A 20,365-nucleotide genomic window follows, 5' to 3' on the forward strand; every position below is an offset into this window, starting at 1 on the left:
AAGGCGGTTTCAGACGTGAATGGGATCCCGCTGACGGGGGACTTCGCCAACGGCGGGGTCTCGTTCTGGTACCGGCAGGCCGGACTGCCGGCGCGCCGGGCGCCGCTGCCCGGCCCGCGCGTGTACGACGTGGCGATCGTGGGCGGCGGTTACACCGGCCTGTGGACGGCCTACTACCTGAAGAAGGCCCAGCCTGACCTGCGGATCGCCGTGCTGGAGAAGGAGTTCGCCGGATTCGGCGCGTCCGGCCGCAACGGGGGCTGGCTGTCGGCGGAGTTCGCCGGGTCGCGCAAGCGGCACGCCAGGGCGCGGGGCCGCCAGGCCATGATCGACCTGCAGCACGCCATGTTCCGCGCGGTGGACGAGGTCATCGACGTGGCCCGCGAGGAGGGCATCGACGCCGACGTCCACAAGGGCGGGCTGGTGCACGCCGCCACGAACCCGGCGCAGCGCCGCCGCCTCCGCGCCGAGGTCGCCGACCTGCGCACGTGGGGGTACGGCGAGGACGACATGCGCCTGATGGACCGCGACGAGATGGGCGAGCGGCTGCACGTGGCCGGCGCCATCGAGGGCGCCTACTCGCCGCACTGCGCCCGCATCCAGCCGGCCAAGCTGGCGATCGGGCTGGCCCGCGCCGCCGAGGCGCTGGGCGTGGACATCTTCGAGAGCACCACGGTGACCGAGATCCGCCCGCGCGAGGCGGGCCGGGCGTCGGCCGTCACCACGCGCGGCACGGTCACGGCCGAGTACGTGATCCGCGCGACGGAGGGCTTCACCGCCAGCCTGACGGGCCAGCACCGGCAGTGGCTGCCGATGAACAGCTCGATGATCGTCACCGAGCCGCTGCCCGCCGAGATGTGGAAGCACATCGGCTGGTCGGGCAACGAACTGCTCGGCGACCAGGCGCACGGCTACATCTACGCGCAGCGCACGGCCGACGACCGGATCGCCATCGGCGGGCGGGGCGTGCCCTACCGGTACGGGTCGCGTACCGACGTCTGGGGGGCCACGCAGGCGCAGACGGTCGCGTCGCTCTGGCGGATGCTCGTCAAGTTGTTCCCCGCCACCGCCGACGCGCGGGTGCAGCACGCGTGGTGCGGCGTGCTCGGGGTGCCGCGCGACTGGTGCTCGACGGTGCACCTGGACCACGAGACGGGGCTCGGCTGGGCGGGCGGCTACGTCGGCAGCGGCGTGACCACCACCAACCTGGCCGGGCGCACGCTGCGCGACCTGGTGCTGCGGCGCGACACCGAGCTGACGTCGCTGCCGTGGGTGGGCCGCCAGGTGCGGCAGTGGGAGCCGGAGCCGCTGCGCTGGATCGGCGTGCAGCTGATCTACGCCCTCTACAGGGCCGCCGACCGGAGCGAGAACGACCACGGCACCACCACCTCGCCCTACGCCCGCATCGCCGACCTGATCTCCGGCCGCTAACTCCAGGGGTCGTAGTCGACCTCCAGCGGCTCCTGCGGCGGGCGCTCCGCCTCGGGGACGTGCTGGAGGTTGACGCGAATCCGGTACCACACACTGCTGCGCCCGCGCATGCCGTCGACCAGCACGTCGGCGGGCTCCAGCCGGGCGGCGACGCCGGGGTGGCGGGCCTTCCAGCGTTCGAGGCCGGCCAGCGCCTCGTCCTTGTGCTGGGCCTTGGCGATCTCGATGACGGGTCTGGTCTGCCGCCTGCGGCCGGTGCCCTTGGGCGGCTTGGCCGGCGGGCCCAGCTCCTCGGCCAGCGCGAGCAGGCCGTCGAGGGAGCCGGGGTGCAGGTCCATGTCCTCCCACGGGTCGCCCGACTCGGCCAGCCGGGCGGGAACGGTGTCGACGGTGAACGCCTCCGGCCGGCAGCCCGGCACCTCGTCCCAGGTGAGCGGGGTGGAGACGCGGGCGTCGGGGACGGCGCGCACCGAGTAGGCGGAGGCGACGGTGCGGTCGTAGGCGTTCTGGTTGAAGTCGACGAACACGCCGTGGCGCTCCTCCTTCCACCACCGGCTGGTGGCCAGGTCGGGGGCGCGCCGCTCGACCTCGCGGGCCACGGTCTCGGCCGCCTTGCGCACCTGGGCGAACGGCCAGCGCCGGTCGATGCGGGCGTAGACGTGGAACCCGCGCGAGCCGGACGTCTTGGGCCAGGCGGTCAGGCCGTGGTCGGCGAGCACCTCGCGGGCCACCTGGGCGGTGCGCAGCACGTCGTCCCACTCGACGCCGGGCACCGGGTCGAGGTCGATGCGCAACTCGTCGGGGTGGGCCAGGTCGTCGGCGCGCACGGGGTGCGGGTTGAGGTCGACGCACCCGAGGTTGACCACCCAGGCGAGCTGGGCCAGATCGGTGCAGACGACCTCCTCCGCGCTGAGCCCTGACCGGTATCTCAGCTCGGCCACCTCGATCCAGCCGGGCCGCTTGGCGGGGGCGCGCTTCTGGAAGAACGGCTCCTCCTCCACGCCGCGCACGAACCGCTTGAGCACCATCGGCCGCCCGTGGACGCCGCGCAGCGCCGCCTCGCCCACGGCCTGGTAGTAACGCACCAGGTCGAGCTTGGTGTGGCCGGTGCGGGGAAAGATCACCTTGTCGGGGCTGGTGATGCGGACTTCGCGGCCGGCGACCTCGATGTCAGACATGTGGTCACGATACGCGCACCCCCCGACATCCCCACGGCACCGGCACGACGCGCTTCCGGACAGGGAGACGCTGTCCCGGCCCGATCGGCGCGGGCTGGACGGGGTGCGTGCCGTTCCGGCTGGGGCAGGTTTTATGACCGGAGGTTCGCTCGTTCGGTGGCGGACTGCCACTGGTCGTGGCTGTGCTGTTCCCAGTACGGCAGGCCCAGCCGCTGGTGCGCGGCGATCGCGGCCCGCGCGTGCTCCGCCGCCTCCTCCGTACGGCCGAGCCGGAGCGCGAGCTGGGCCAGCGCGTCGCGGACCGAGCCGAAGACGGCGCTGCCCGAGCCCATCACCACGAGCTGGTCGGCGATGGGCAGCAGCCGGGCGTAGAGGTCGCCGGGCGAGGGGGTGCCGAGCCTGGCGGCGACCAGGCCCCACACCGGCCACAGGAAGTCGGCGGACCAGTCTTCCCGCAGGGTGCCGCCCCATCGGGCGAGCAGCTCGCGGGCCAGGACCTCGCGGCCGTTCTCCAGGGCGGCCAGGATCGCGACGGGGCGTACCGGCGCCATCAGCGCGGGCTCGGCGGCGGCGACCAGTTCGTCCACCAGCCCGGCGGCCTCGCCCCGCGCGCGCCCGCACAGGTAGCGGGCGATCAGGCGGCGCGCGTCCAGGCCCCACAGGCTGGCGCCGTAGCGGGGCGCGGGGAAGCGTTCCAGCAGCGACTCGGCCTCCGCCCAGCGGGCGCGCAGCATGAGCCCGCCCGTCTGCGCCACCCGGACCATCGCCTCCAGCTCGGGCCTGCGCAGCTCGCGCAGGAGCTGCTCGCAGCGGGACAGCTCGTGCTCCCACTCGGCGAGGTCGCCGGCGCGCAGCAGGCACGACATGCGGATGGCGCGGGCGACCAGCCTCTCCTCGCGGCGCAGGCACGGGATGGCGAGCAGCTCGTCGACGGCGCGCAGCCGCTCGTGGTTGCGTCCCGGTACGAACGCGGCCAGGAGGTAGTTGTTCAGCGTCCTGGCCAGCAGGGCGGGGTCGCCGGTGGCGCGGGCCAGCTCGACCGCCTCGGCGGCCCGGCGCTCCCCTTCCGCGCGGCGCGGCCCGTAGTGCAGCTCGACGCCGAGCGTGCCGAGCAGGGCCGCCCTGTCGTGGTCGCCGAGCGGGCCGGCGAGCAGGTTCTCCAGCACGTCGGCCAGGTCGTCGTCGACGAACCCGTACGGCCGCCAGTTCCACACGGCGGGTGCGCCGAACGCCGTCACCGCCGGCACCAGCGCCGCCCGGTCGCCGATCCGCTGCGCCTGCGCGATGGCCTCGGCCAGGTCGCGGAACGCGCCCTCGGCGTCGCCGACCGCACGCCTGGCCTGGCCCAGGCCGGTGAGCGTGCGGCAGCGGGCGGCCGAGTCGCCGGGCGGCAGGTGGGCCAGCGCCAGCTCCCACAGCGCGACGGCCTCCTGGTAACCGTGCCGCCCGGCTGCCTGGCGCGCGGCCTCGGTGGCGTACGCGACAGCCTTCCCGGCGGGAGCCAGCGGAGCGGCGGCGGCGAAGTGCGCCGCGAGCACCGCGGGATCGGGACCCGCGCTCCGCCCACCGAGATCCCCGCCCCACGCCCGCTCCGCCGACCGGCCCCCGGCATCGGCGCCCGACGCCCGCTCAAGGCGCCGTCCAACAGCGCCGTCGGGGCGGCGTTCCAGGTGGTCGGCGGGGCCGGGAGCTGACGCGCCTTCCAGGTGGTCGGCGGGGCCGGGAGCCGACACGCCTTCCAGGCGGTCGGCGGGGCCGATAGCCGACGCGCGTTCGAGGTGTTCGGCGGCGCGGAGGTGGAGGCGGGCGCGGTCGAGGCGGGTGAGGCCGGTGTCGAGGGCCTCGCGGACCAGGGCGTGGGAGAAGCGGTAGCCGGTGGCCGACTCGGTGATCAGGCCGGTGGCGAGGGCGGGCTCCAGGGTGGTCATGACGTCCTCGACCGGACGGCCGGCGAGGGCGGACAGCAGGTCCACGTCCGCCTCGCGGCCCGCCACGGCGGCGGCTTTGAGCAGGTCCTGGGTGGGGCCGGGCAGCCTGGCCAGGCGGCGGCCGATGACGTCGCGGGCGCCGGGCGGCACCCGGTCGCGCTCGCTCTCCGGCAGCCGGAGCAGCTCCTCCAGGTAGAACGGGTTCCCGCCGGACCGGTCGAGCAGCGCCACCGGGTCGGCGCGCACGTCCCGCTGCCGCAGGTAGGCGCGTACCTCGTCGGCGCCGAAGGGAACGAGAGGCAGCCGCAGCCCCTCTCTCGACAGCGCGCCCAGCGTCTCGCCGAGCCGCTCCCGCTGCTCGTCCGGCCGGAGTGTGACGATCGCCAGCGTGGCGGTACGCGGCAGCTCGGCGGAGACGTACTCCAGGAGCTTCAGCGACGAGGCGTCGGCCCAGTGGAGATCCTCCAGCACCAGCAGGGTCGGCTCCTCGCGCAGGTACGCCAGGACGTCGTCGTACAGGTCGAACAGCTCGGCGCGCGGCCGCGCGGGCAGCACCCCCGCCTGGCGCCAGGGCCAGAACGCGGGCGCCCCGCCCTCGTCGGGGCACCGTCCCCAGACGACCCGGAACCCTCGGGACCCGGCGACGTCGGCGGCGGCGCGGGCCAGGCTCGTCTTCCCGATGCCCGCCTCGCCGCTCACGATGACCAGCCCGCCACGCCCTCCCCTGGCCTCGGCGAGCCGCTCCTCCAGCGCCCGCACCTCTCTCTCCCGCCCGACCAGCCTTTCGCGTCCGCCCTCCCGATGCCGCGCCACCCCGGCCGCCGCACCCGGCTGCGGCCCCGCCTCGGTCGCCGAAGGGGTCTCCAGCTCGGGCGACTGGGTGAGGACAGCCTGTTCCAGGCGCCGGAGCGCCGGTCCCGGCTCGATGCCGAGCTCGTCCGACAGCAGCGCGCGCACCCGGCGCAGGGCGGACAGCGCCTCGGCCTGCCGTCCCGCCCGGTAGAGGGCCAGCACCAGCAGCGACCAGGCCCGCTCCCGGTACGGGCCGGCCGAGACCAGCTCCTCCAGCTCGGGCACGCTCGCCTCGCCGAGCTCCAGCCGGGCGGCGAGCCGGTCCTCGACCACGCCCGAGCGCAGCTCCGACAGCCGGGCCGCCTCCGCCCCGGCGAACCCCAGCCCGGGGAACTCCGCCAGCGGCTCCCCGCGCCACAGCCCGAGCGCGCGGTCCAGCACGCCCGCCGCCTCGGCGGGCCGCCCCGCCGCCAGCAGCCGGCGTCCGTCGGCCGCCCACGCGGCGAACCGGCCCGCGTCGGTCTGGGCGGGGGTGATGTCCAGCAGGTAGCCGGGTTCGCGGGTGAGCAGCAGGCGCGGCGGGGTGCGCGGCCGGCGGCCGGGCTCCAGCACCCGCCGCAGGTGGGAGACGTACGCCTGGAGGGTGGCCGTCGCCTTGGCCGGAGCCTCGCCCGCCCACAGCTCCTCGACGAGCCGGTCCAGCGAGACCGGGCGGCCGGGGCTGAGCGCGAGCATGGCGAGCACGGCCCGCTGCTTGCGGGTGCCGGGGTCCAGCCGCGCCCCCGAGGCGTCGGCCACCTCCAGGGGGCCGAGCAGTCGCACGTCCACGAACCCCAAGTCAACCCCAAGTCAGCCGCAAACAGGAAAACGCATGCTTGTCCCCATGAACGAGCTGAAGAACATGATCAAGGGCAGGCTGTGGCTCCCGGGTGACGCGGGGTTCGACGAGGCTCGTACGCCGTGGAACCTGTCGGTGGACCAGCCGGTCGCGGCGGTCGTGGAAGCGGCGGGCGCCGACGACGTCGCGGCGACGGTCGGCCACGCCGCGCTGCACGGGCTCACCGTGACCACCCAGGCGAGCGGACACGGCGCGGTGACGGCCGAGGGCGTGATCCTGCTGCGCACCCACCTGATGGACACCGTCGAGATCGCGGACGGCGTCGCGCGGGCCGGCGCGGGCGCGAAGTGGGGCCAGGTGCTGTCCGCGGCCGGGCCGCTCGGGCTGACCGGCGTCGCGGGCAGCTCCCCGGTGGTGAGCGTGACCGGGTACACGCTGGGCGGCGGGCTGGGCTGGTTCAGCAGGAAGTACGGGTTCGCGTCCGCGAGCGTGCTGGCCGCCGACGTGGTGGACGCCACCGGGGCGCGGGTGCGGGTGACCGCCGAGTCGGACCCGGAGCTGTTCTGGGCGCTGCGCGGGGGCGGCGGCGACTTCGCGGTGGTGACCGGGCTGGAGTTCGCGCTGAGCCCTGCGCCCGTCCTGTACGGCGGGCGGATGATGTGGCCGGCCGAGCGGGCGCCCGAGGTGCTGGCGGCCTTCCGCGAGGTCACGGCCGGCGCGCCCGAGGAGCTGACGGTCTGGTTCGACCTGCTGAAGTTCCCCGGCGCCCCGGGGCTCGTCGCGGTGGACTGCACGTACCTGGGCGAGAACCCCGGTGAGCTGCTGCGCCCGTTCGACGCGGTCGGCGGCGCGATCGGCGACACCAGGGCGGTGCTGCCCGTCGCCGACCTCGGCTCCATCTGCGCCGAGCCGACCGACCCCACCCCGTCGGCCGGGCGGGTGGAGCTGCTGACCGGGCTGGACGACGCGGTGGCGGCCGCGCTGCTCGCGGACCCGATCGATCCGCTCTTCAACGTCCAGGTGCGGCACCTGGGCGGCGCCCTGACCCGCCCCTCGGGCGGCGCGGCCGGCGAGCTGACCGAGCCGTACCTGCTGTACATGGTGGGCCCGGCCATGCCCGGCACCGCCGAGCGGATGGACGTGCTGTCGAAGGCCCTGGTGCCGCACACGAGCGGGCGCAAGCCGTACACGATGCTGCACAGCGGGGAGCAGGCCGCGTCCGCCTTCGACGCCGGGACCCTCGCCCGGCTGCGCGACCTCAAGCGGGCCCGCGACCCGCACGGCGTCCTCAGGGCCAACTACCCGGTCCTGGGCACCGCGTAGGAGCCCGGGGTCAGATCGCTCCGAAGTCCCCGTGCCGGCCCGCGCCCCCGGCGAAACGCGCGGCACCGGAGGCGGCGTCCGGCAGGGAGACCAGGCCGTGCCGGAGCTCGTTGCGCATGGCCTCCCGCTCCCCCAGCCCTTCCTGCTCCAGGACGGACATCCGATCCCCCCGCAGGCACGCCTGCGGGAATCGGGCGATCTCCAGGGCCAGCGCCTCCGCCTCCCGGCGGGCCGTCCCGTCGGCCACCACCCGGTTGGCCAGGCCCATCTCGTACGCCTCGCGCGCGCCGACCGGGCGGCCGGTGAGGATCAGGTCCATCGCCCTGCTCCGGCCGATGAGGCGCGGCAGCCTGACCGTGCCGCCGTCGATGAGCGGCACCCCCCACCGCCGGCAGAACACCCCGAACACCGCGCTCTCCTCCGCCACCCGCAGGTCGCACCAGAGCGCCAGCTCCAGCCCGCCCGCGACCGCGTGGCCCGAGACGGCGGCGACGACCGGCTTGGACAGCCGCAGCCTGGTCGGCCCCATCGGCCCGTCGCCCTCCTCGCCGACGTGGTTGTCCAGCTTCTTGAGGTCGGCTCCGGCGCAGAACGTGCCGCCCTCGCCCCACAGCACGGCCACGTCGGCGTCGGACGCGTCGAACTCACGGAAGGCGGCGGCCAGCGCGCCGGCGGTCTCGCGGTCGACCGCGTTGCGCGCCTCCGGCCTGCTGATCACCACCGTGGTGACCTGGCCCCGGCGCTCCACGCGTACGGTCATGCTGCCTCCTCGGGGGAACCCGTGCCGAGCCTACGACGCCGATGTCACGAGCCATGAGGCGGCGGCGGCCACGATCGCCCGCACCCCGGTGTCGAGAGTGGGCTGGAGCACCGGGGCGAAGCGGGCGTTGTGGTTGACCGGGATGTCGCTGTCCAGGGTGCCCTGCTCCGCCGCGCGGGCGTACCGGCCGGGGTCGGTGCCGCCGATCCCCCAGTAGGTGTACGGGACGCCGAAGGCGTCGGGGATCCTGCTGAAGTCCTCGCTGGCGGTCTGCGGGTCGAGTGTGCCGGCCCGGTCGCCGAAGTGCCGGGCGAACGCGCCGGCGACCCGGCGGGTGGCCGCCTCGTCGTTGACGGTCGGCGGGAAGCTCCCGAAGCGCTCGATGTCCGGTGGTTCGGGGGCGCCGGCCGCGGCGCACTCGGCCCTGGCGATGCGCTCGACGGCCGCGCGCACCTTCGCCCGGGTGTCTTCGTCGTAGGTGCGGACGTTGATCTCCATCCGGGCCGACTCGGGGATGTTGTTGGGATTGGTACCGGTGTGCAGGCTGCCCACGGTCACCACGGCGGGGGTGAGCATGCCGATCTCACGGGAGACGATGGTCTGCAGCCGCACCACGATCATGGACGCGATCACCACCGGATCGATCCCCGACTCGGGCCGCGAGCCGTGCGCGCCGCGCCCGTGCACGGTGATCCGGTAGTTGTCGGCCGACGAGAGCACCGGGCCTGGGCGGGTGCCCACCCGACCCGACGGGAACGGCAGGACGTGCTGGGCCAGGCACACGCCGGGCCGTGGGACGCGGTCGGCCAGGCCGTCGGAGAGCATGGCGTCGGCGCCGTCGCCGGGCTCCTCAGCGCACTGGAAGAGCGCCACCAGGGTGCCGTTCCAGGCGTCGCGGGCTTCGGCCATGAGCCGGGCGGCGCCGAGCAGGCAGGTGACGTGGACATCATGCCCGCAGGCGTGCATCACCGGCCGCGGCTCGCCGCCGTCGCCCGGGGCGGTGACGGTGCTGGCATAGGGCAGGCCGGTCCGCTCCCGGATCGGGAGCGCGTCCATGTCCGCGCGGACCAGCACCACCGGCCCGTCGCCGTTCTCCAGCACGCCGGCCACTCCGGTGCCGCCGATCCCGGCGCGCACGTCGTAGCCGCAGCCGGTCAGCCGCCTGGCGGCTTCGGCGGACGTGCGGTGCTCGGCGTGGCCGAGTTCGGGGTGGGCGTGCAGGTCCTTGTAGAGCGATTCCAGGCCGGGCCTGATCCGGTCCAGGCCGGCGAGGATCTCTGTGCCGCCCGGCATGCCGTGCCCCTCTCATGAGTACGGACATACCTGGTCATCCCCGACGGGCCGGTTCGTATACGCCAACCTGCGGCAACATCCTTACCAACACCCGCGACCCCGGACACGGTGATCATTACCCTCGGGAGGGTGCGGATGGACACGGCCACCACGGTCCTCGACCTGGTCGGGGTGTTCCTCAACGCCCTGCTCGGCGGGACGGTGGCGCGGCGCGACCGGCTGGACCTGTTCGGCTTCCTCGTGATCGGGATCGCCTCCGGGCTCGGCGGCGGGCTGATCCGCGACGTGCTGCTGCAGCACGGCCCTCCGGCCGCACTCACCGACCCCGCCTACATCCCCACCGCGCTCGCCGGCACCGGGGTCGCCTTCCTGCTCGACATCTCACCGCCCGACTGGAGCCCGGCGTTCAAGTTCCTGGACGCGGCGGCGCTCAGCGTGTGGGCGTCCGTCGGGGCGCAGAAGACCATGGGGGTCGGCCTGGGCTGGCTCCCGGCGATCCTGCTCGGCACGATCACCGCGGTCGGCGGCGGCGCGATCCGGGACCTGCTCCTGCAGCGCGTCCCCGCGGTGCTGCAGGACACCCGCTGGTACGCCTCCGTGGCCGTCCTCGTCGCCGCCGTGGAGGTGCTGGGCATCGCCACCGGATTCCCGGTCGCGGGCACCGTCGCCGCCATCACGCTCGGCGTTCTGCTGCGGATCGTCGCCGAGTGGCGCGGCTGGACCGTGCCACGCGGGCTGGAGGTGCGTCCGTCGGCGGTGCTGCGCCGCAGGCGACGGCGCGACGGCGACCCGTGAGCCCACCGTGATTTGTCACCCGGCGCTGCTATGAAGAACGTGATCATCCAAACCCCCACCGGAACGGGTGCGTTCATGACGACGGTGACCTTTCGCGATGAGACCGCGACAGGCCGGGCTCTGGAGGAGTTCTCCCTGCCCGGGCTGCCGGAGCGGATCTCCGCCAGAGAGCTGGTACGGCTCCGCGTACGCGAGGAGGTGGCCCGGCACAACGCCGCCCCCAGCCACCACTTCCGAGGCCTGGTCAAGCCCACCGACGCCGAGACCGAGCTGAACGGCTACCGGATGCGCACCGCACGCAGGCTCGACTGGGAGAGGCAGGCCGACGCGGCCGAGGCCGCGTTCGCCCGCAACGGGTTCCTGCTGCTGGTGGGCGACCGGCAGATCGAGGACCTGGACGAGGAGATCGCGCTCACGACCGACCCGGTGGTGTCGTTCGTCAAGCTCGTCCCGCTGGTCGGAGGCTGACGTGGACTATCAGATCCTCAAGGACTCGCCGCTCAACAACGACTACACCTCCGTGTACTTCGCCAACGACCACCGCGACCTGTTCGACCGCCTCGACGCCGCCTTCGCGGCGGAAGAGGAGCTGGTCTGCGGGGAGGACGAACGCGTCCCGTTCGCCGTCTGGGCGCAGATGCGGCTCAGCCTCGGCTGGGACGGCGGCCACGAGCACGACGAGCGCCGCTTGGCGGTGATCCGCGACGTGATCGACCGGATGCCGGACCTGCCCATGGAGACCGTCAAGCAGTTGTGGGGCGTGGCCGACAGGCTCATGACCTGGGCGCACACCAACTTCCACGAGCTCTACAGGCTGCCGCTGGACGCCACCGCCCGGCTGCCGTACCACGAACGGCGTGACGTGCTCAACCACCGGCCCAGATGGCTGGCCCAATACTGGAAACCCGCCTGGGAGGTGCTGCGCGAGCCGATCGGGACGTTGCTCACCGAGCCCGAGACCGATGACCCCGCCGCGACCGTCCGCAACATCATGTGGGAGGACGACGCCTTCGCCCGGCGCATGATCGAAGCGCACGCCGCCCGGCTGGCCGCGCCCGAGGTGCTGCCGCTGCTGCGCCACTGGAACACGGCGACCGCGTCGAAGCCGAGCGCCCGGTGGCTGAAGCGGGCCGCCGCGCTGCTGACCCCGGAGGCGGACGAGGTGATCCGGGACGTGCTCCGGATGGTCGTCGCGCACCGGGAGGTCACCCACCGCCACCAGTACCGCGGCGGCGGCGAATGGACCGAGACCGTCTTCCTGCGCGAGCGCACCGCCGTGCCGCTGCGCGGCATGGTCTGGACGTGTGAGCTCGTCGACCAGCCGTGGGTGACCTCGCTGCTGGGTGACGTCGCCGTGACCACCGGCACCGGCATCGGCGGCACGGGCGCCAACGCCCGCAGCGAGAAGCTGGCCAACGCCGCGGTCGGCGTGCTGGGCCGGCGCGGCGACCTGGAGGTGGTCGCCCAGCTCGCCCGCGTCCAGGCCAAGGTGCGCAAGAAGACCATTCTCGCCGGAGTGGCCAGGACGATCGGCGCGGTGGCCGCGCAAGCCGGGCTCTCCCCGGAGCAGCTCCTGGAGCGCACCGTGCCCGGCTTCGGGCTGGGGCCCGACGGCGTCCGCACCGAGCAGGGCCTGCGCCTGGCCGCCGACGGCACCGTGACCTTCACCGATCCATCCGGCAAGATCCGCAAGACCATCCCCAGGAGCGTCGACCGGGAGCTTCTGGCCGAGTTCAGGGCCGCCGCCAAGGAGCTGAGGAAGACCCTGCCGGCCGAACGGTTCCGGATCGAGCGGGCCCTGGCCACCGAGCGCGTCTGGCGCTGGCGCGACGTGTGTGCGTTCTATCTGGACCATCCGGTCACCGGCACGCTCGCCCGTACGCTCATCTGGGAGATCCTCCAGGGCCCCGCCGGGATTCCGGTGCGGCGCGAGGACGGCTGGGAGCTGACCGGCCCGGACGGGCGCCGCGTCCAGCCCGGCCCTGACACCCCGGTCCATCTGTGGCATCCCATCACACACGGCGTGGAGGAGGTCCGAACCTGGCGCGACCATCTCATGGACGCCGGCCTGCGCCAGCCGTTCAAACAAGCCTTCCGCGAGGTCTACCTGCTCACCCCGGCCGAGGAGGCGAGTCACGACCACTCACGCCGCTTCGCCGGTCACCTCCTGCGGTACGGCACGGCCAAGGCGCTGCTGACCGAGCGCGGCTGGACCGGCATGTCGCTGGGCCACTGGGGCTGGGAGTACGGCTCCGACCAGGCCGAAGCCACCCGCGAACTGCCCGGCGGGCTGGCCGCGCACTGGGACTTCCACCTCGACGAGCACTCCTTCGACCGCGACGGCGTCGGCACGGTCTCCATCTGCGTCAGCGGAAACCTCCGCTTCACCGGCGCGGACGGCCGGACCATCCCCCTGGAGCGGGTTCCTCCCCTGGTGCTCTCCGAGACGCTGCGCGACGCGGACCTGGCCGTCGGCGTCACCTCCACCGGCCTCGACCTCCAGGGCGACGGCGACTACTGGCAGTCCTACAGCTTCGGCGCGCTGTCGGAGACCGCCCGGATCCGCCGCGACGCCCTGACCCGGCTGCTGCCCCGCCTCTCCATCGCGAGCCGCTGCGAGCTCACCGAACGTTTCCTCCGGGTCCGCGGCGACCTGCGCACCTACAAGATCCACCTCGGCTCGGGAAACATCCTCATGGAGCCCGACGACGCCTACCTGTGCATCGTCCCCGGCGGCGTCGGCGACCAGGTCTTCCTGCCCTTCGAGGAGGACGGCGGCATGCTGTCGGTCGTGCTGTCCAAGGCGTTCCTCCTGGCCGCCGACACAGCCATCGCCGACCCGTCGATCACCCGGCAGCTCACGAACCGGAGGCCTTCTTGACCTTCGTGCCGACGCCCCCGAACAGGGCGAGGCCGCTGACGACGATCCGCGGCGCCCCCCGCTCCCGGCGCACGGCGCTCCTGTCGAACGCGCCGAACAGGCCGAAGCCCTTGACCTCGACCTCCACGTCGTCGGGCACGATCACCTCGGTGTAGCCCCACAGGGCGAAGGCGCGCACCCGGATCTCCCGGCTCGCGAAGCGGGCGTCGCGCAGGTCGATCTCCCCGCCGCCGAACACCGCCAGCGAGGTGAACGCGGGCGGTGCGACCCAGCGGCCCCTGCGGCTGAACCAGCCGAACACGCTCAGCGCGAACCGGGAACTCGGCTCGTCCCGTACCACCAGCGTCTCCGCGCGGGCGGGCTCGGGGAGGCCGCGGCCCGCGTACGCGAGCTCGTCCTGGGTCCTCGCCTCGTAGATCTCGCTCAGCCGCTGGTCCAGCTCGCCCAGCTGGATCCTGCCGGTGGCGGCGGCCGACTGGAGCCGCTGGGCGGCCTGGTCACGCTCCTCGTCGGAGGGGCGTACCTGCCGGCTCGGGGGGTGCTCGACCATGCTTCGGAGTCCTGTCTGTGCGGTCAGCGTGACCACACCATCTTATTCTCCAACTGGAGAACAAGCCTCCTCCACCATGTGCGCCCCCATCATCCGGGCGAGCTGAACGCGGAACTCCGCTTCGTACGCCGGGTCGTCGGGATCGTGACCCAGGCCCGCCAGCCACGACCGGCCGCCGATGGCGAACCCGTACGCGGCCGACAGCCCGACCAGCACGACCGCCTCGATGCGCGCCCGGCTCGGCACCGGCCCTCCCGCGAGCGCCGCGCGGATGCCGGCCTCCATCGTGTCGACCAGCTCCACCAGCTCCGGCCGCGCGGCGCCGCGGTACTCCGCGTGCATCTCGGCCCAGACGAACAGACGCAGATAGCGCTCGTCCGCCAGGGTGTCGAACAGCACCCCCATGATCCCCGCGGCGGTGGGCACGCCGTCCTCGGCCTGGATGCGCTCGCGCACCCGCGCCTCGATGCGATCGTTCTCGGCCCGCAGCACCTCCCGGACCAGGGCGGCATAGGTGCCGAAATAGTGGGAGGCGAGCCCGTGCGCGACCCCGGCGGCCTCGGCGATCTGCCGCAGGCTGACGTTGTCCGGACCTCGCTCCCTGATCAGCCCGGCCGCCGCCGCCAGCAGCTCGGCGCGCGATTCCGCGGGACTCCGCCTGCGTCTGGGTGCCATGACCGGCAGTTTATGATCCGCCGGACGATCAAGACCGGCAGCAGGGCGCTTATTCAGCATGTTCCAAAAGCAGTATGCTTACAGCATGGATGCCACCTTGCAAGTCAGAGGCCTGGACGAGGAAGTCGTCGCCGAGCTCAAGGCGAGGGCCGCCCGCAAGCGGATGTCGCTGTCCGCTTACGTGGCCGGCATCCTCACCGAAGTCGCTGCCACTCCGGCTCCGGACACGATCAGAGAACGGCTGGAGGCCCTCCGGTCGCTGGGCGGCGGCGCGAGTCGCGACGACGTCGTCGCCGAGATACGGAGGATCCGCGAATCGTGATCGTCATCGACAGTTCGGCGCTCGTCGAGGCCCTGGCCGGACACTCCCCCGCCGACGAACTGCTCGCCCGCGTCGCCGAGAACCGGCTCCACATCCCTCACCTGCTCGACTACGAGTTCCGTAACGCCCTGCGCGGCCTGCTCCTCGGCGGGAAGATCAGTGAGGCCCGCGCCGAAGGTGCCCGGATGGTCAAGGCGGGCCTGCCCTTCACCCGTCACGCCGACGACCTCACCGCCGATCGCGCCTGGGACCTGAGGGCCAACTTCAACGGCTACGACGCCACTTACGTGGCCCTGGCCGAAGCACTGGACTGCACTCTGGTCACCACCGACGAGAAAATCCACAAGGTGGCCCGCAAGTACGTCAACGTCGACTTCTGCTGATCTGTCGTCGCAGGCGCGTCGCTCCCCAGCGGGGTGACGGCCCGCGGCCCTTCCGTCTCAGAGGCAGGCCGGCGCGGTGCCGGGCTGAACGCGGACGAATGACGGGCGGCTGAATTCCGGCGGTACGAACCCGCGCCCCACGCACAGCACCAGGCCGGCGCCGGACTGGTTGACGAGGACGGCCTGGCAGCCGGGAGGCGGCTGGTTGCGGAACGACTGGAGCTGAGAGAGCTGCGGCTGAAGCTGTCTCGGAGGCTGACAACTGTCGTAGACGATCGTGCGGCTGCCGGTCTCGCTGATCAAGGTCAGCTGCCCGTCCGCCGCATGGGCTGTGCCCGTGCCCGCCAGGGTCAGAGCGGCCAGGGCCGCCCCGGCGATGAATGTCACCTTCGGAAATCCCATGTGCCCAAGCCTGAGTCACCGCAAGAGGAGGCTCCAGGACGACAGCCGGACTTCAGCCGGTCATTTCCACTGCCTTCACCTGCGCGGCTACTGAACGGTTCGGCGGGCGCCGCGATCTGACGCGCCGGAACCGTCGTCCTCGACCGCCGGGGCTCTCCGCCCAGATCGCAGAGCACCAAGATGCTCGCGGTGCTTGCGGTGCTTCCGGTGTTCGGGGTGTCCCGCACGTCGCCGAGGTGGCGTCGCGTCAGCCGGGTCCGATGGCCGTGCCTGCCTCCGTTGCCGACGGCGTGACCCGGCCGCGCGGACGCCGGAGAGCCGCTCCGAGGGCGTCGCGCTCGTGCCAATCTGCAACCCCTGGTCACGACGTACGGGTGTCGTACTGCTCCCGGTTGGCGAGGACCTCGTCCATGTGCGTCTCCGCCCACGCCTTGATGCCGTGCATGAGGTCGCGGAGCGAGAGGCCGAGGTCGGTCAGCTCGTAGGTGACCGTGACGGGCACGGTCGGCGTCACCGTGCGGGTGATCAGGCCGTCACGTTCGAGGCTGCGCAGGGTCTGGGTGAGCATCTTCTGGCTGACTCCGGCCAGGCGGCGGGACAGCTCGGAGTAGCGCATCGGTCTCGGCTCACCGGCGCAGACCTCGCCGGGGCGCGGGCCGTCGCTCCCGAGCGCGGCGAGGATCAGGGACACCCACTTGTCGGAGATCCGGTCCAGGAGCCGGCGGCTGGGGCAGCCGGCCAGGAACGCGTCGTACTCCATCTTCGCCTGCGCCCGCTGCTGGGCCGCCGTCGTCGTCGGCATCGGCTGCTCCTTCCTACCGCCGGGTGAGATACGCACTCCGGAGTGTGTACTTCCCGTCAGAGAGTAACCCCTCCATGGTGGTGCAAAAGCTCCCGTTTCTCCATAGGAGGCGACATGTCCACCACCTTCCGCACCGCCGTCGTCCGCACTCCGGGCGGCCCCGACTCCATCGAGATCATCGACGTGCCCCTCGTCGAGCCCGGACCGGGTCAGGTCCGGGTCGAGATCGCCGGGGCCGCGGTCAACCCCGTTGACCTGGCGGTCGCCGCCGGGGTGTTCCACGGGCGCGGGCTGGTCGACCAGCCTCACCACACCGGTCTGGGCTGGGACTTCTCCGGTACGGTCGCCGCTACCGGCCCGGGCGTCGCCTGGACGGTTGGCACCCGGGTCGCGGGGCTGATCGACGGGTTCGACCGCGACTTCGGCACCTACGCCGAGCAGCTGATCGTGTCGGCCGACGACATCGCGCCCGTGCCCGCCGGCCTCGACCTGGTCGCGGCGGCCGCCGTCCCGCTCAACAGCCTGGCCGCGGCCCAGCTCGTCGACCGGCTCGGCGACGGTGACGGCCGGAGCCTGCTGGTGACCGGCGCGGCGGGCGCTGTCGGCGGTTACGTGCTCTCGCTGGCCCAGGATCGCGGGTGGCGGGTCACCGGACTGGCCCGTACGCAGGACGAGGAGTTCGTGCGCGGCCTCGGCGCCGGCTTCACCACGCGGGCCACGCCCGGCTGGGACGCGGTGGCCGACGGCGCCGCGATGCAGGAGCAGGGCATGCCCCTGGTCCGCGACGGCGGCCTGTTCGTCGGCGTGCAGCCGGGGGCGGCGCCGGCGGAGGTGCGGGGCATCACCGTCCGCGTGGTGGTGGCGCGGCCGGACGGCGCCCGGCTCGCGCAGCTCCTGGAGGCCACCGCCGATGGCCGCCTCCCGGTTCGGGTGCACGCCGTCGTGCCTCTCGACGAGGTCGCCTCCGCCCACCGCGCGGTCGCCAAGGGCGGCGTACGCGGAAGGTACGTTCTCACGCCGGGCACAGCGGTGGACTAACAATACGTGACCGCACTCATCACCGGTCGGGAAGATCACCACCGGCGGGCATGGGAACAATCGACGTACTGGTGATCTTCGACCGGCGCCCCGAGCCTCGCTGTGGAAGGAACGAGGCGCCATCGAGCAGGCGACCACGCCGTACGGCCGCCACATCACCCTTCTGCTCGGATAGTCTCGCCCGCGCTATCCGAGGAGTCGCTGGGTATCCCGACGACCTCGACGATCACCCCGTGGTCACGCCGGAGCGTATCGGCGAGCGCGACAAGGGCGAACGGGTAAAGCGAGTCGGGCGTCAGTTCCTTGCCCTTGAGGAGGATGGCCAGCACGACCTTGCCCGGCACGAAGTTCTCGGGCACGGTGAGCTGGCCATCGCTCAGCTCGGTCACCTTCGCGCTGAACTTCGCGCGGGCGTCCAGCTCGTTGTACAAGGTCCGGGTCGAGATCAACGCCTGGGCGAACTGGTGGCTGAGAGGCTCCGAGCTCTCCGCCGCCTTGACGTGCACCAGCGTGTGCCGGTCAGTCTGCCCGTCGCACGCCTCGTAACCCTTGCCCCTGCTCTGTTGCCGGGTCCGATTGAACTTGCGGTCGAGGCACAGGTACCGGCCTCGACCGAGCGTGTCCTGCATGCGGATGTTGTAGTCCTCCTCGGACTCTCCGGCCTTCCAGGGCAGCATGTCCACCTCCGGCTCGGGCACGATGAGCTCCTTCATCCGGCGCTTCATCGACTCCACGTAGGTGGCGCCGCACTCGTACCAGTTCCCGTCGCTGAGCTGGTAGACGTGCGGCCCGATCGCCACGGCGGCCTTGAGCCACTGGATGGCACCGGCCTTGCCGATCGATTCCTTGCCTTCGCGGTCGGCGTACATCTCGACAGTCCCGTCACGAAGCGCGGCAGAGGGACTGACGCAGTACTGCACCTTGCACCGTCGGCGGAGATCGTCAAAATCGAGCTCCTCTCGGACGAGGGGGACGCTACCGACCTTGATCCGGTACGAGCGAGCCTCGTGACGCCGGTCGACCAGAGCGGACGGGATCACCAGGTGCAGCATGAGGTCGCCCTGGCCTCGGAGCCCTTCGTCGAGCAGTGCGTCCAGCTTGCTGAGGAGCGGCTCGGAGCTGACCGGCCGGATGGCCTCCAGGCGCTCGAAGTCGGGTGGCACCTGCCGCTCGCTGATCTGGTTCAACCGGTGCAGCAGGGCCAGGAATTCTGCCGGATCCAGCGGGATCGGCAGACGCAAGCCATCCGCGCCTTCGATGGTGACGGTCTCCCGGTGGCTGAGGCCGAGGTCGGAGGCCTTGATCAGACCGCCGAGCTTCTTGACCAGCTCGGCATAGTCCCGAATGCCGACGCCGCCGATGGGCATGCCGGCCGGGACGTAAGTGGAGTCGTGCCGCGACGAGCGCTACGTCCAGGCCGCGGACGCCCTCCAGGAAGTGATCGACTCGGGTTCGGCCGCCCTCGGTGCCCGCCACCCGCGAGTCCTCGCCCTGCGCAAGAAAAGGGCGGCGATTCTGTTCGTCGGCGGCGATTATCGCGAATCGCTACCGGAGTTCGACGACCTCGCCCGTGCCTACGAGGTCACCGAAGGACCGGCAAGCAACAACGTCATCGACTGTCGCCGCCATGCGGCCGACTGCCGCGCCGAACTCGGCCACGCCACCAGCGCACTCCAGCAGTACCAAGACGTACTGGATCTGGTCCGTACGAAGGAGAGCGACATTTCTCAAACCGCCGTCGAGGTCCGGCGCAGCATCGGAATGCTCCTGGCCAGCGAGGGCAATGACACTGCAGCATGCGAGGTGCTGAGACCATTGTTCGACGACCTCCAGGTCCTCTACGGATTAGGCCACGAGGAGACACAGGAGATAGCGGAGATGCTCGAATATCTCTCGTGCGGCTGACGGCTTGTTCTCCGCATCTCCAGATGGGGATCAGCTCGCTTCTCCGCGCAGGATCTGCGCGAAGAGCCGTACGGTGGTCGCGGTCAACGTCCACGAGGTTTCGTGTATGGTCTGCTCCTTGCGGTCTGTACGGCGGACGAAGGCTTGGCCGCCGGCAGCGCAGAGTTCGTACGTCGTTTCGCGGCACTCACAGGTATGCAAGATCACCCGAACGCGTGGTGTCCGAGGCGTGGGCTCGTGCCAGGTGAGCTTGACGTGTCCGACTATCGGCGGCTCGACGTGCGGGCCGTGGAAGTCGTGGACGATCTGCACGTCACGCACTCCTTTCGACGATCTCGACGTGGTTCTGAGGAGCGATGCCGACGCGGGCCCCGGCAGAATCGCGGATGGGGCCCGCATCAGGAGGAGCCGGTCTCGTACCTGTCCAGTACGGCGAATCCAGGTAGGCCGTGTGCGCGGCCGCTGGGAGAGAGACGGGAAGCTCGAACCACACGGCCCGGCCAAACCAGCGCCTCTTCACTCCCCATTTCTTGGCAACGGCCCCAAGGATCTGCAGCCCGCGCCCGCCAGACCCGCCCGGGTCGTCGCGAAGTCGCGGCCCGGACCACCACCCCTGGTCTGTCACCTCGACCCGGACTCGCCCCGCGCCGAGCCACATGCGAACTCGAAATGAACCTATGCTCCATCGTCCGGAGATGGTGTGCTTTATCGTGTTTACGGCGAGTTCGGTCGCGAGAAGACGCAGGTCGTCCAGCAACCCTCCACCGTCAGCCGCTTCGGGCAGTTCGACTACGAGCCATCGCGTCACGTAAATGCGGACATCACTCATGATTTCTGGACGTCCAGGAAATCGCATGTCGCCGATGATCCGCATACCAAGCCTAGCCTTATTGATCATCAATGCCCCATTCGTATAGGTATACATACCAGCGATGACCTTGCGGAGTGCTGTTATATGTCCGGTTGCTGAACCAGTTTCCTTGCGGCACTCCACACACTGCCTGCTAAGCGCTACATTGTCTGCGGAAACATTCCCAGAGCGATCCCAGACTTCGACTGTTACCAACCC

Annotated in this window: 20 protein-coding genes; 9 read left to right on the top strand and 11 right to left on the bottom strand. The window is 72.1% G+C overall.

Annotation, left to right across the window (positions count from 1 at the left end):
* Nucleotides 1-15: 15 nt before the first annotated feature.
* A complete protein-coding gene (locus tag ACIBF7_RS16095) occupies nt 16-1,431 on the top strand; it encodes an FAD-binding oxidoreductase (RefSeq protein ID WP_148030654.1) in 1,416 nt (471 codons plus the stop codon).
* Here ACIBF7_RS16095 and ligD read toward each other — a convergent pair.
* Together ligD and ACIBF7_RS16105 are read right to left on the bottom strand one after the other, a co-directional pair.
* Nucleotides 1,428-2,609 carry a non-homologous end-joining DNA ligase gene (gene ligD / locus ACIBF7_RS16100; protein ID WP_271278173.1) on the bottom strand — a complete coding sequence of 394 codons (1,182 nt, stop codon included), beginning with the start codon at nt 2,607-2,609 and terminating at the stop codon, nt 1,428-1,430. The genes ACIBF7_RS16095 and ligD overlap by 4 nt on opposite strands.
* A 131-nt stretch (nt 2,610-2,740) precedes the next feature.
* Entirely contained in the window at nt 2,741-6,157 is a 3,417-nt protein-coding gene (locus ACIBF7_RS16105) for a BTAD domain-containing putative transcriptional regulator (RefSeq protein ID WP_397197430.1), read from the bottom strand.
* 55 nt (nt 6,158-6,212) lie between these two features.
* Between ACIBF7_RS16105 and ACIBF7_RS16110 the strand changes: the two genes are divergently transcribed.
* Nucleotides 6,213-7,490, top strand: coding sequence for an FAD-binding oxidoreductase (locus ACIBF7_RS16110; RefSeq protein WP_397197431.1), 1,278 nt, complete (start codon nt 6,213-6,215; stop codon nt 7,488-7,490).
* A 10-nt stretch (nt 7,491-7,500) separates the two neighbouring features.
* On the opposite strand, the gene ACIBF7_RS16115 is transcribed toward ACIBF7_RS16110, so the two are convergent.
* Entirely contained in the window at nt 7,501-8,250 is a 750-nt protein-coding gene (locus ACIBF7_RS16115) for a crotonase/enoyl-CoA hydratase family protein (RefSeq protein WP_148030650.1), read from the bottom strand.
* Nucleotides 8,251-8,280: 30 nt separating this feature from the next.
* Entirely contained in the window at nt 8,281-9,543 is a 1,263-nt protein-coding gene (locus tag ACIBF7_RS16120; protein ID WP_397197432.1) for an amidohydrolase, read from the bottom strand.
* Between the two features lie 135 nt (nt 9,544-9,678).
* Between ACIBF7_RS16120 and ACIBF7_RS16125 the strand changes: the two genes are divergently transcribed.
* The 3 genes from ACIBF7_RS16125 (at nt 9,679) to ACIBF7_RS16135 (ending at nt 13,219) form a co-directional block, all read left to right on the top strand.
* Nucleotides 9,679-10,338, top strand: a complete 660-nt coding sequence (locus tag ACIBF7_RS16125; protein ID WP_148034449.1) for a trimeric intracellular cation channel family protein — start codon at nt 9,679-9,681, stop codon at nt 10,336-10,338.
* A 75-nt stretch (nt 10,339-10,413) separates the two neighbouring features.
* Nucleotides 10,414-10,806, top strand: coding sequence for a hypothetical protein (locus ACIBF7_RS16130; RefSeq protein ID WP_271278089.1), 393 nt, complete (start codon nt 10,414-10,416; stop codon nt 10,804-10,806).
* A gap of 1 nt (nt 10,807) precedes the next feature.
* Nucleotides 10,808-13,219, top strand: coding sequence for a DUF4132 domain-containing protein (locus tag ACIBF7_RS16135; RefSeq protein WP_397197433.1), 2,412 nt, complete (start codon nt 10,808-10,810; stop codon nt 13,217-13,219).
* Here ACIBF7_RS16135 and ACIBF7_RS16140 read toward each other — a convergent pair.
* Together ACIBF7_RS16140 and ACIBF7_RS16145 are read right to left on the bottom strand one after the other, a co-directional pair.
* Nucleotides 13,197-13,769, bottom strand: a complete 573-nt coding sequence (locus tag ACIBF7_RS16140; RefSeq protein WP_148030646.1) for a DUF1707 domain-containing protein — start codon at nt 13,767-13,769, stop codon at nt 13,197-13,199. The genes ACIBF7_RS16135 and ACIBF7_RS16140 overlap by 23 nt on opposite strands.
* A gap of 42 nt (nt 13,770-13,811) precedes the next feature.
* On the bottom strand, nt 13,812-14,444 hold the full coding sequence (locus tag ACIBF7_RS16145; RefSeq protein ID WP_397197434.1) for a TetR/AcrR family transcriptional regulator: 633 nt from the start codon (nt 14,442-14,444) through the stop codon (nt 13,812-13,814).
* 85 nt (nt 14,445-14,529) lie between these two features.
* On the opposite strand from ACIBF7_RS16145, the gene ACIBF7_RS16150 reads away from it, so the two are divergent.
* Nucleotides 14,530-14,766 (top strand): FitA-like ribbon-helix-helix domain-containing protein, encoded by a 237-nt coding sequence (locus tag ACIBF7_RS16150; RefSeq protein WP_397197435.1) that lies wholly within the window; start codon nt 14,530-14,532, stop codon nt 14,764-14,766.
* Complete coding sequence (locus ACIBF7_RS16155) at nt 14,763-15,149, top strand: type II toxin-antitoxin system VapC family toxin (RefSeq protein WP_187281070.1); 387 nt, start codon at nt 14,763-14,765, stop codon at nt 15,147-15,149. Before ACIBF7_RS16150 ends, ACIBF7_RS16155 begins: the two co-directional genes overlap by 4 nt.
* 57 nt (nt 15,150-15,206) lie before the next feature.
* Here ACIBF7_RS16155 and ACIBF7_RS16160 read toward each other — a convergent pair whose 3' ends face one another.
* Nucleotides 15,207-15,551, bottom strand: coding sequence for a hypothetical protein (locus ACIBF7_RS16160; protein ID WP_397197436.1), 345 nt, complete (start codon nt 15,549-15,551; stop codon nt 15,207-15,209).
* A gap of 361 nt (nt 15,552-15,912) precedes the next feature.
* Nucleotides 15,913-16,353: a winged helix-turn-helix transcriptional regulator gene (locus ACIBF7_RS16165; protein ID WP_397197437.1), complete on the bottom strand. Its 441-nt coding sequence runs from the start codon at nt 16,351-16,353 to the stop codon at nt 15,913-15,915.
* A 114-nt stretch (nt 16,354-16,467) separates the two neighbouring features.
* On the opposite strand from ACIBF7_RS16165, the gene ACIBF7_RS16170 reads away from it, so the two are divergent.
* A complete protein-coding gene (locus tag ACIBF7_RS16170; protein ID WP_397197438.1) occupies nt 16,468-17,391 on the top strand; it encodes an NADP-dependent oxidoreductase in 924 nt (307 codons plus the stop codon).
* Nucleotides 17,392-17,546: 155 nt separating this feature from the next.
* Here the strand turns inward: ACIBF7_RS16170 and ACIBF7_RS16175 are convergent, their stop codons facing one another.
* Nucleotides 17,547-18,758, bottom strand: a complete 1,212-nt coding sequence (locus ACIBF7_RS16175; protein WP_397197439.1) for a DUF6119 family protein — start codon at nt 18,756-18,758, stop codon at nt 17,547-17,549.
* 16 nt (nt 18,759-18,774) lie between these two features.
* Here ACIBF7_RS16175 and ACIBF7_RS16180 point away from each other — a divergent pair, with 16 nt between their 5' ends.
* Nucleotides 18,775-19,296: a tol-pal system YbgF family protein gene (locus ACIBF7_RS16180; protein WP_397197440.1), complete on the top strand. Its 522-nt coding sequence runs from the start codon at nt 18,775-18,777 to the stop codon at nt 19,294-19,296.
* Between the two features lie 30 nt (nt 19,297-19,326).
* On the opposite strand, the gene ACIBF7_RS16185 is transcribed toward ACIBF7_RS16180, so the two are convergent.
* Nucleotides 19,327-19,608, bottom strand: a complete 282-nt coding sequence (locus tag ACIBF7_RS16185; protein WP_397197441.1) for a hypothetical protein — start codon at nt 19,606-19,608, stop codon at nt 19,327-19,329.
* A 1-nt stretch (nt 19,609) separates the two neighbouring features.
* Nucleotides 19,610-20,170 (bottom strand): ATP-binding protein, encoded by a 561-nt coding sequence (locus ACIBF7_RS16190; protein ID WP_397197442.1) that lies wholly within the window; start codon nt 20,168-20,170, stop codon nt 19,610-19,612.
* Nucleotides 20,171-20,365 lie beyond the last annotated feature (195 nt).

This window comes from Nonomuraea sp. NPDC050478, from assembly GCF_044458265.1.
GTDB classification, from domain to species: domain Bacteria; phylum Actinomycetota; class Actinomycetes; order Streptosporangiales; family Streptosporangiaceae; genus Nonomuraea; species Nonomuraea ferruginea.

What these genes read in the sequence shown, in the direction of transcription:
- ligD (WP_271278173.1), bottom strand. Translation starts at nt 2,609, where the DNA reads ATGTCTGACATCGAGGTCGCCGGCCGCGAAGTCCGCATCACCAGCCCC.
- ACIBF7_RS16110 (WP_397197431.1), top strand. Translation starts at nt 6,213, where the DNA reads ATGAACGAGCTGAAGAACATGATCAAGGGCAGGCTGTGGCTCCCGGGT.
- ACIBF7_RS16115 (WP_148030650.1), bottom strand. Translation starts at nt 8,250, where the DNA reads ATGACCGTACGCGTGGAGCGCCGGGGCCAGGTCACCACGGTGGTGATC.
- ACIBF7_RS16120 (WP_397197432.1), bottom strand. Translation starts at nt 9,543, where the DNA reads ATGCCGGGCGGCACAGAGATCCTCGCCGGCCTGGACCGGATCAGGCCC.
- ACIBF7_RS16125 (WP_148034449.1), top strand. Translation starts at nt 9,679, where the DNA reads ATGGACACGGCCACCACGGTCCTCGACCTGGTCGGGGTGTTCCTCAAC.
- ACIBF7_RS16130 (WP_271278089.1), top strand. Translation starts at nt 10,414, where the DNA reads ATGACGACGGTGACCTTTCGCGATGAGACCGCGACAGGCCGGGCTCTG.
- ACIBF7_RS16140 (WP_148030646.1), bottom strand. Translation starts at nt 13,769, where the DNA reads ATGGTCGAGCACCCCCCGAGCCGGCAGGTACGCCCCTCCGACGAGGAG.
- ACIBF7_RS16145 (WP_397197434.1), bottom strand. Translation starts at nt 14,444, where the DNA reads ATGGCACCCAGACGCAGGCGGAGTCCCGCGGAATCGCGCGCCGAGCTG.
- ACIBF7_RS16150 (WP_397197435.1), top strand. Translation starts at nt 14,530, where the DNA reads ATGGATGCCACCTTGCAAGTCAGAGGCCTGGACGAGGAAGTCGTCGCC.
- ACIBF7_RS16160 (WP_397197436.1), bottom strand. Translation starts at nt 15,551, where the DNA reads ATGGGATTTCCGAAGGTGACATTCATCGCCGGGGCGGCCCTGGCCGCT.
- ACIBF7_RS16165 (WP_397197437.1), bottom strand. Translation starts at nt 16,353, where the DNA reads ATGCCGACGACGACGGCGGCCCAGCAGCGGGCGCAGGCGAAGATGGAG.
- ACIBF7_RS16170 (WP_397197438.1), top strand. Translation starts at nt 16,468, where the DNA reads ATGTCCACCACCTTCCGCACCGCCGTCGTCCGCACTCCGGGCGGCCCC.
- ACIBF7_RS16175 (WP_397197439.1), bottom strand. Translation starts at nt 18,758, where the DNA reads ATGCCCATCGGCGGCGTCGGCATTCGGGACTATGCCGAGCTGGTCAAG.
- ACIBF7_RS16190 (WP_397197442.1), bottom strand. Translation starts at nt 20,170, where the DNA reads ATGCGGATCATCGGCGACATGCGATTTCCTGGACGTCCAGAAATCATG.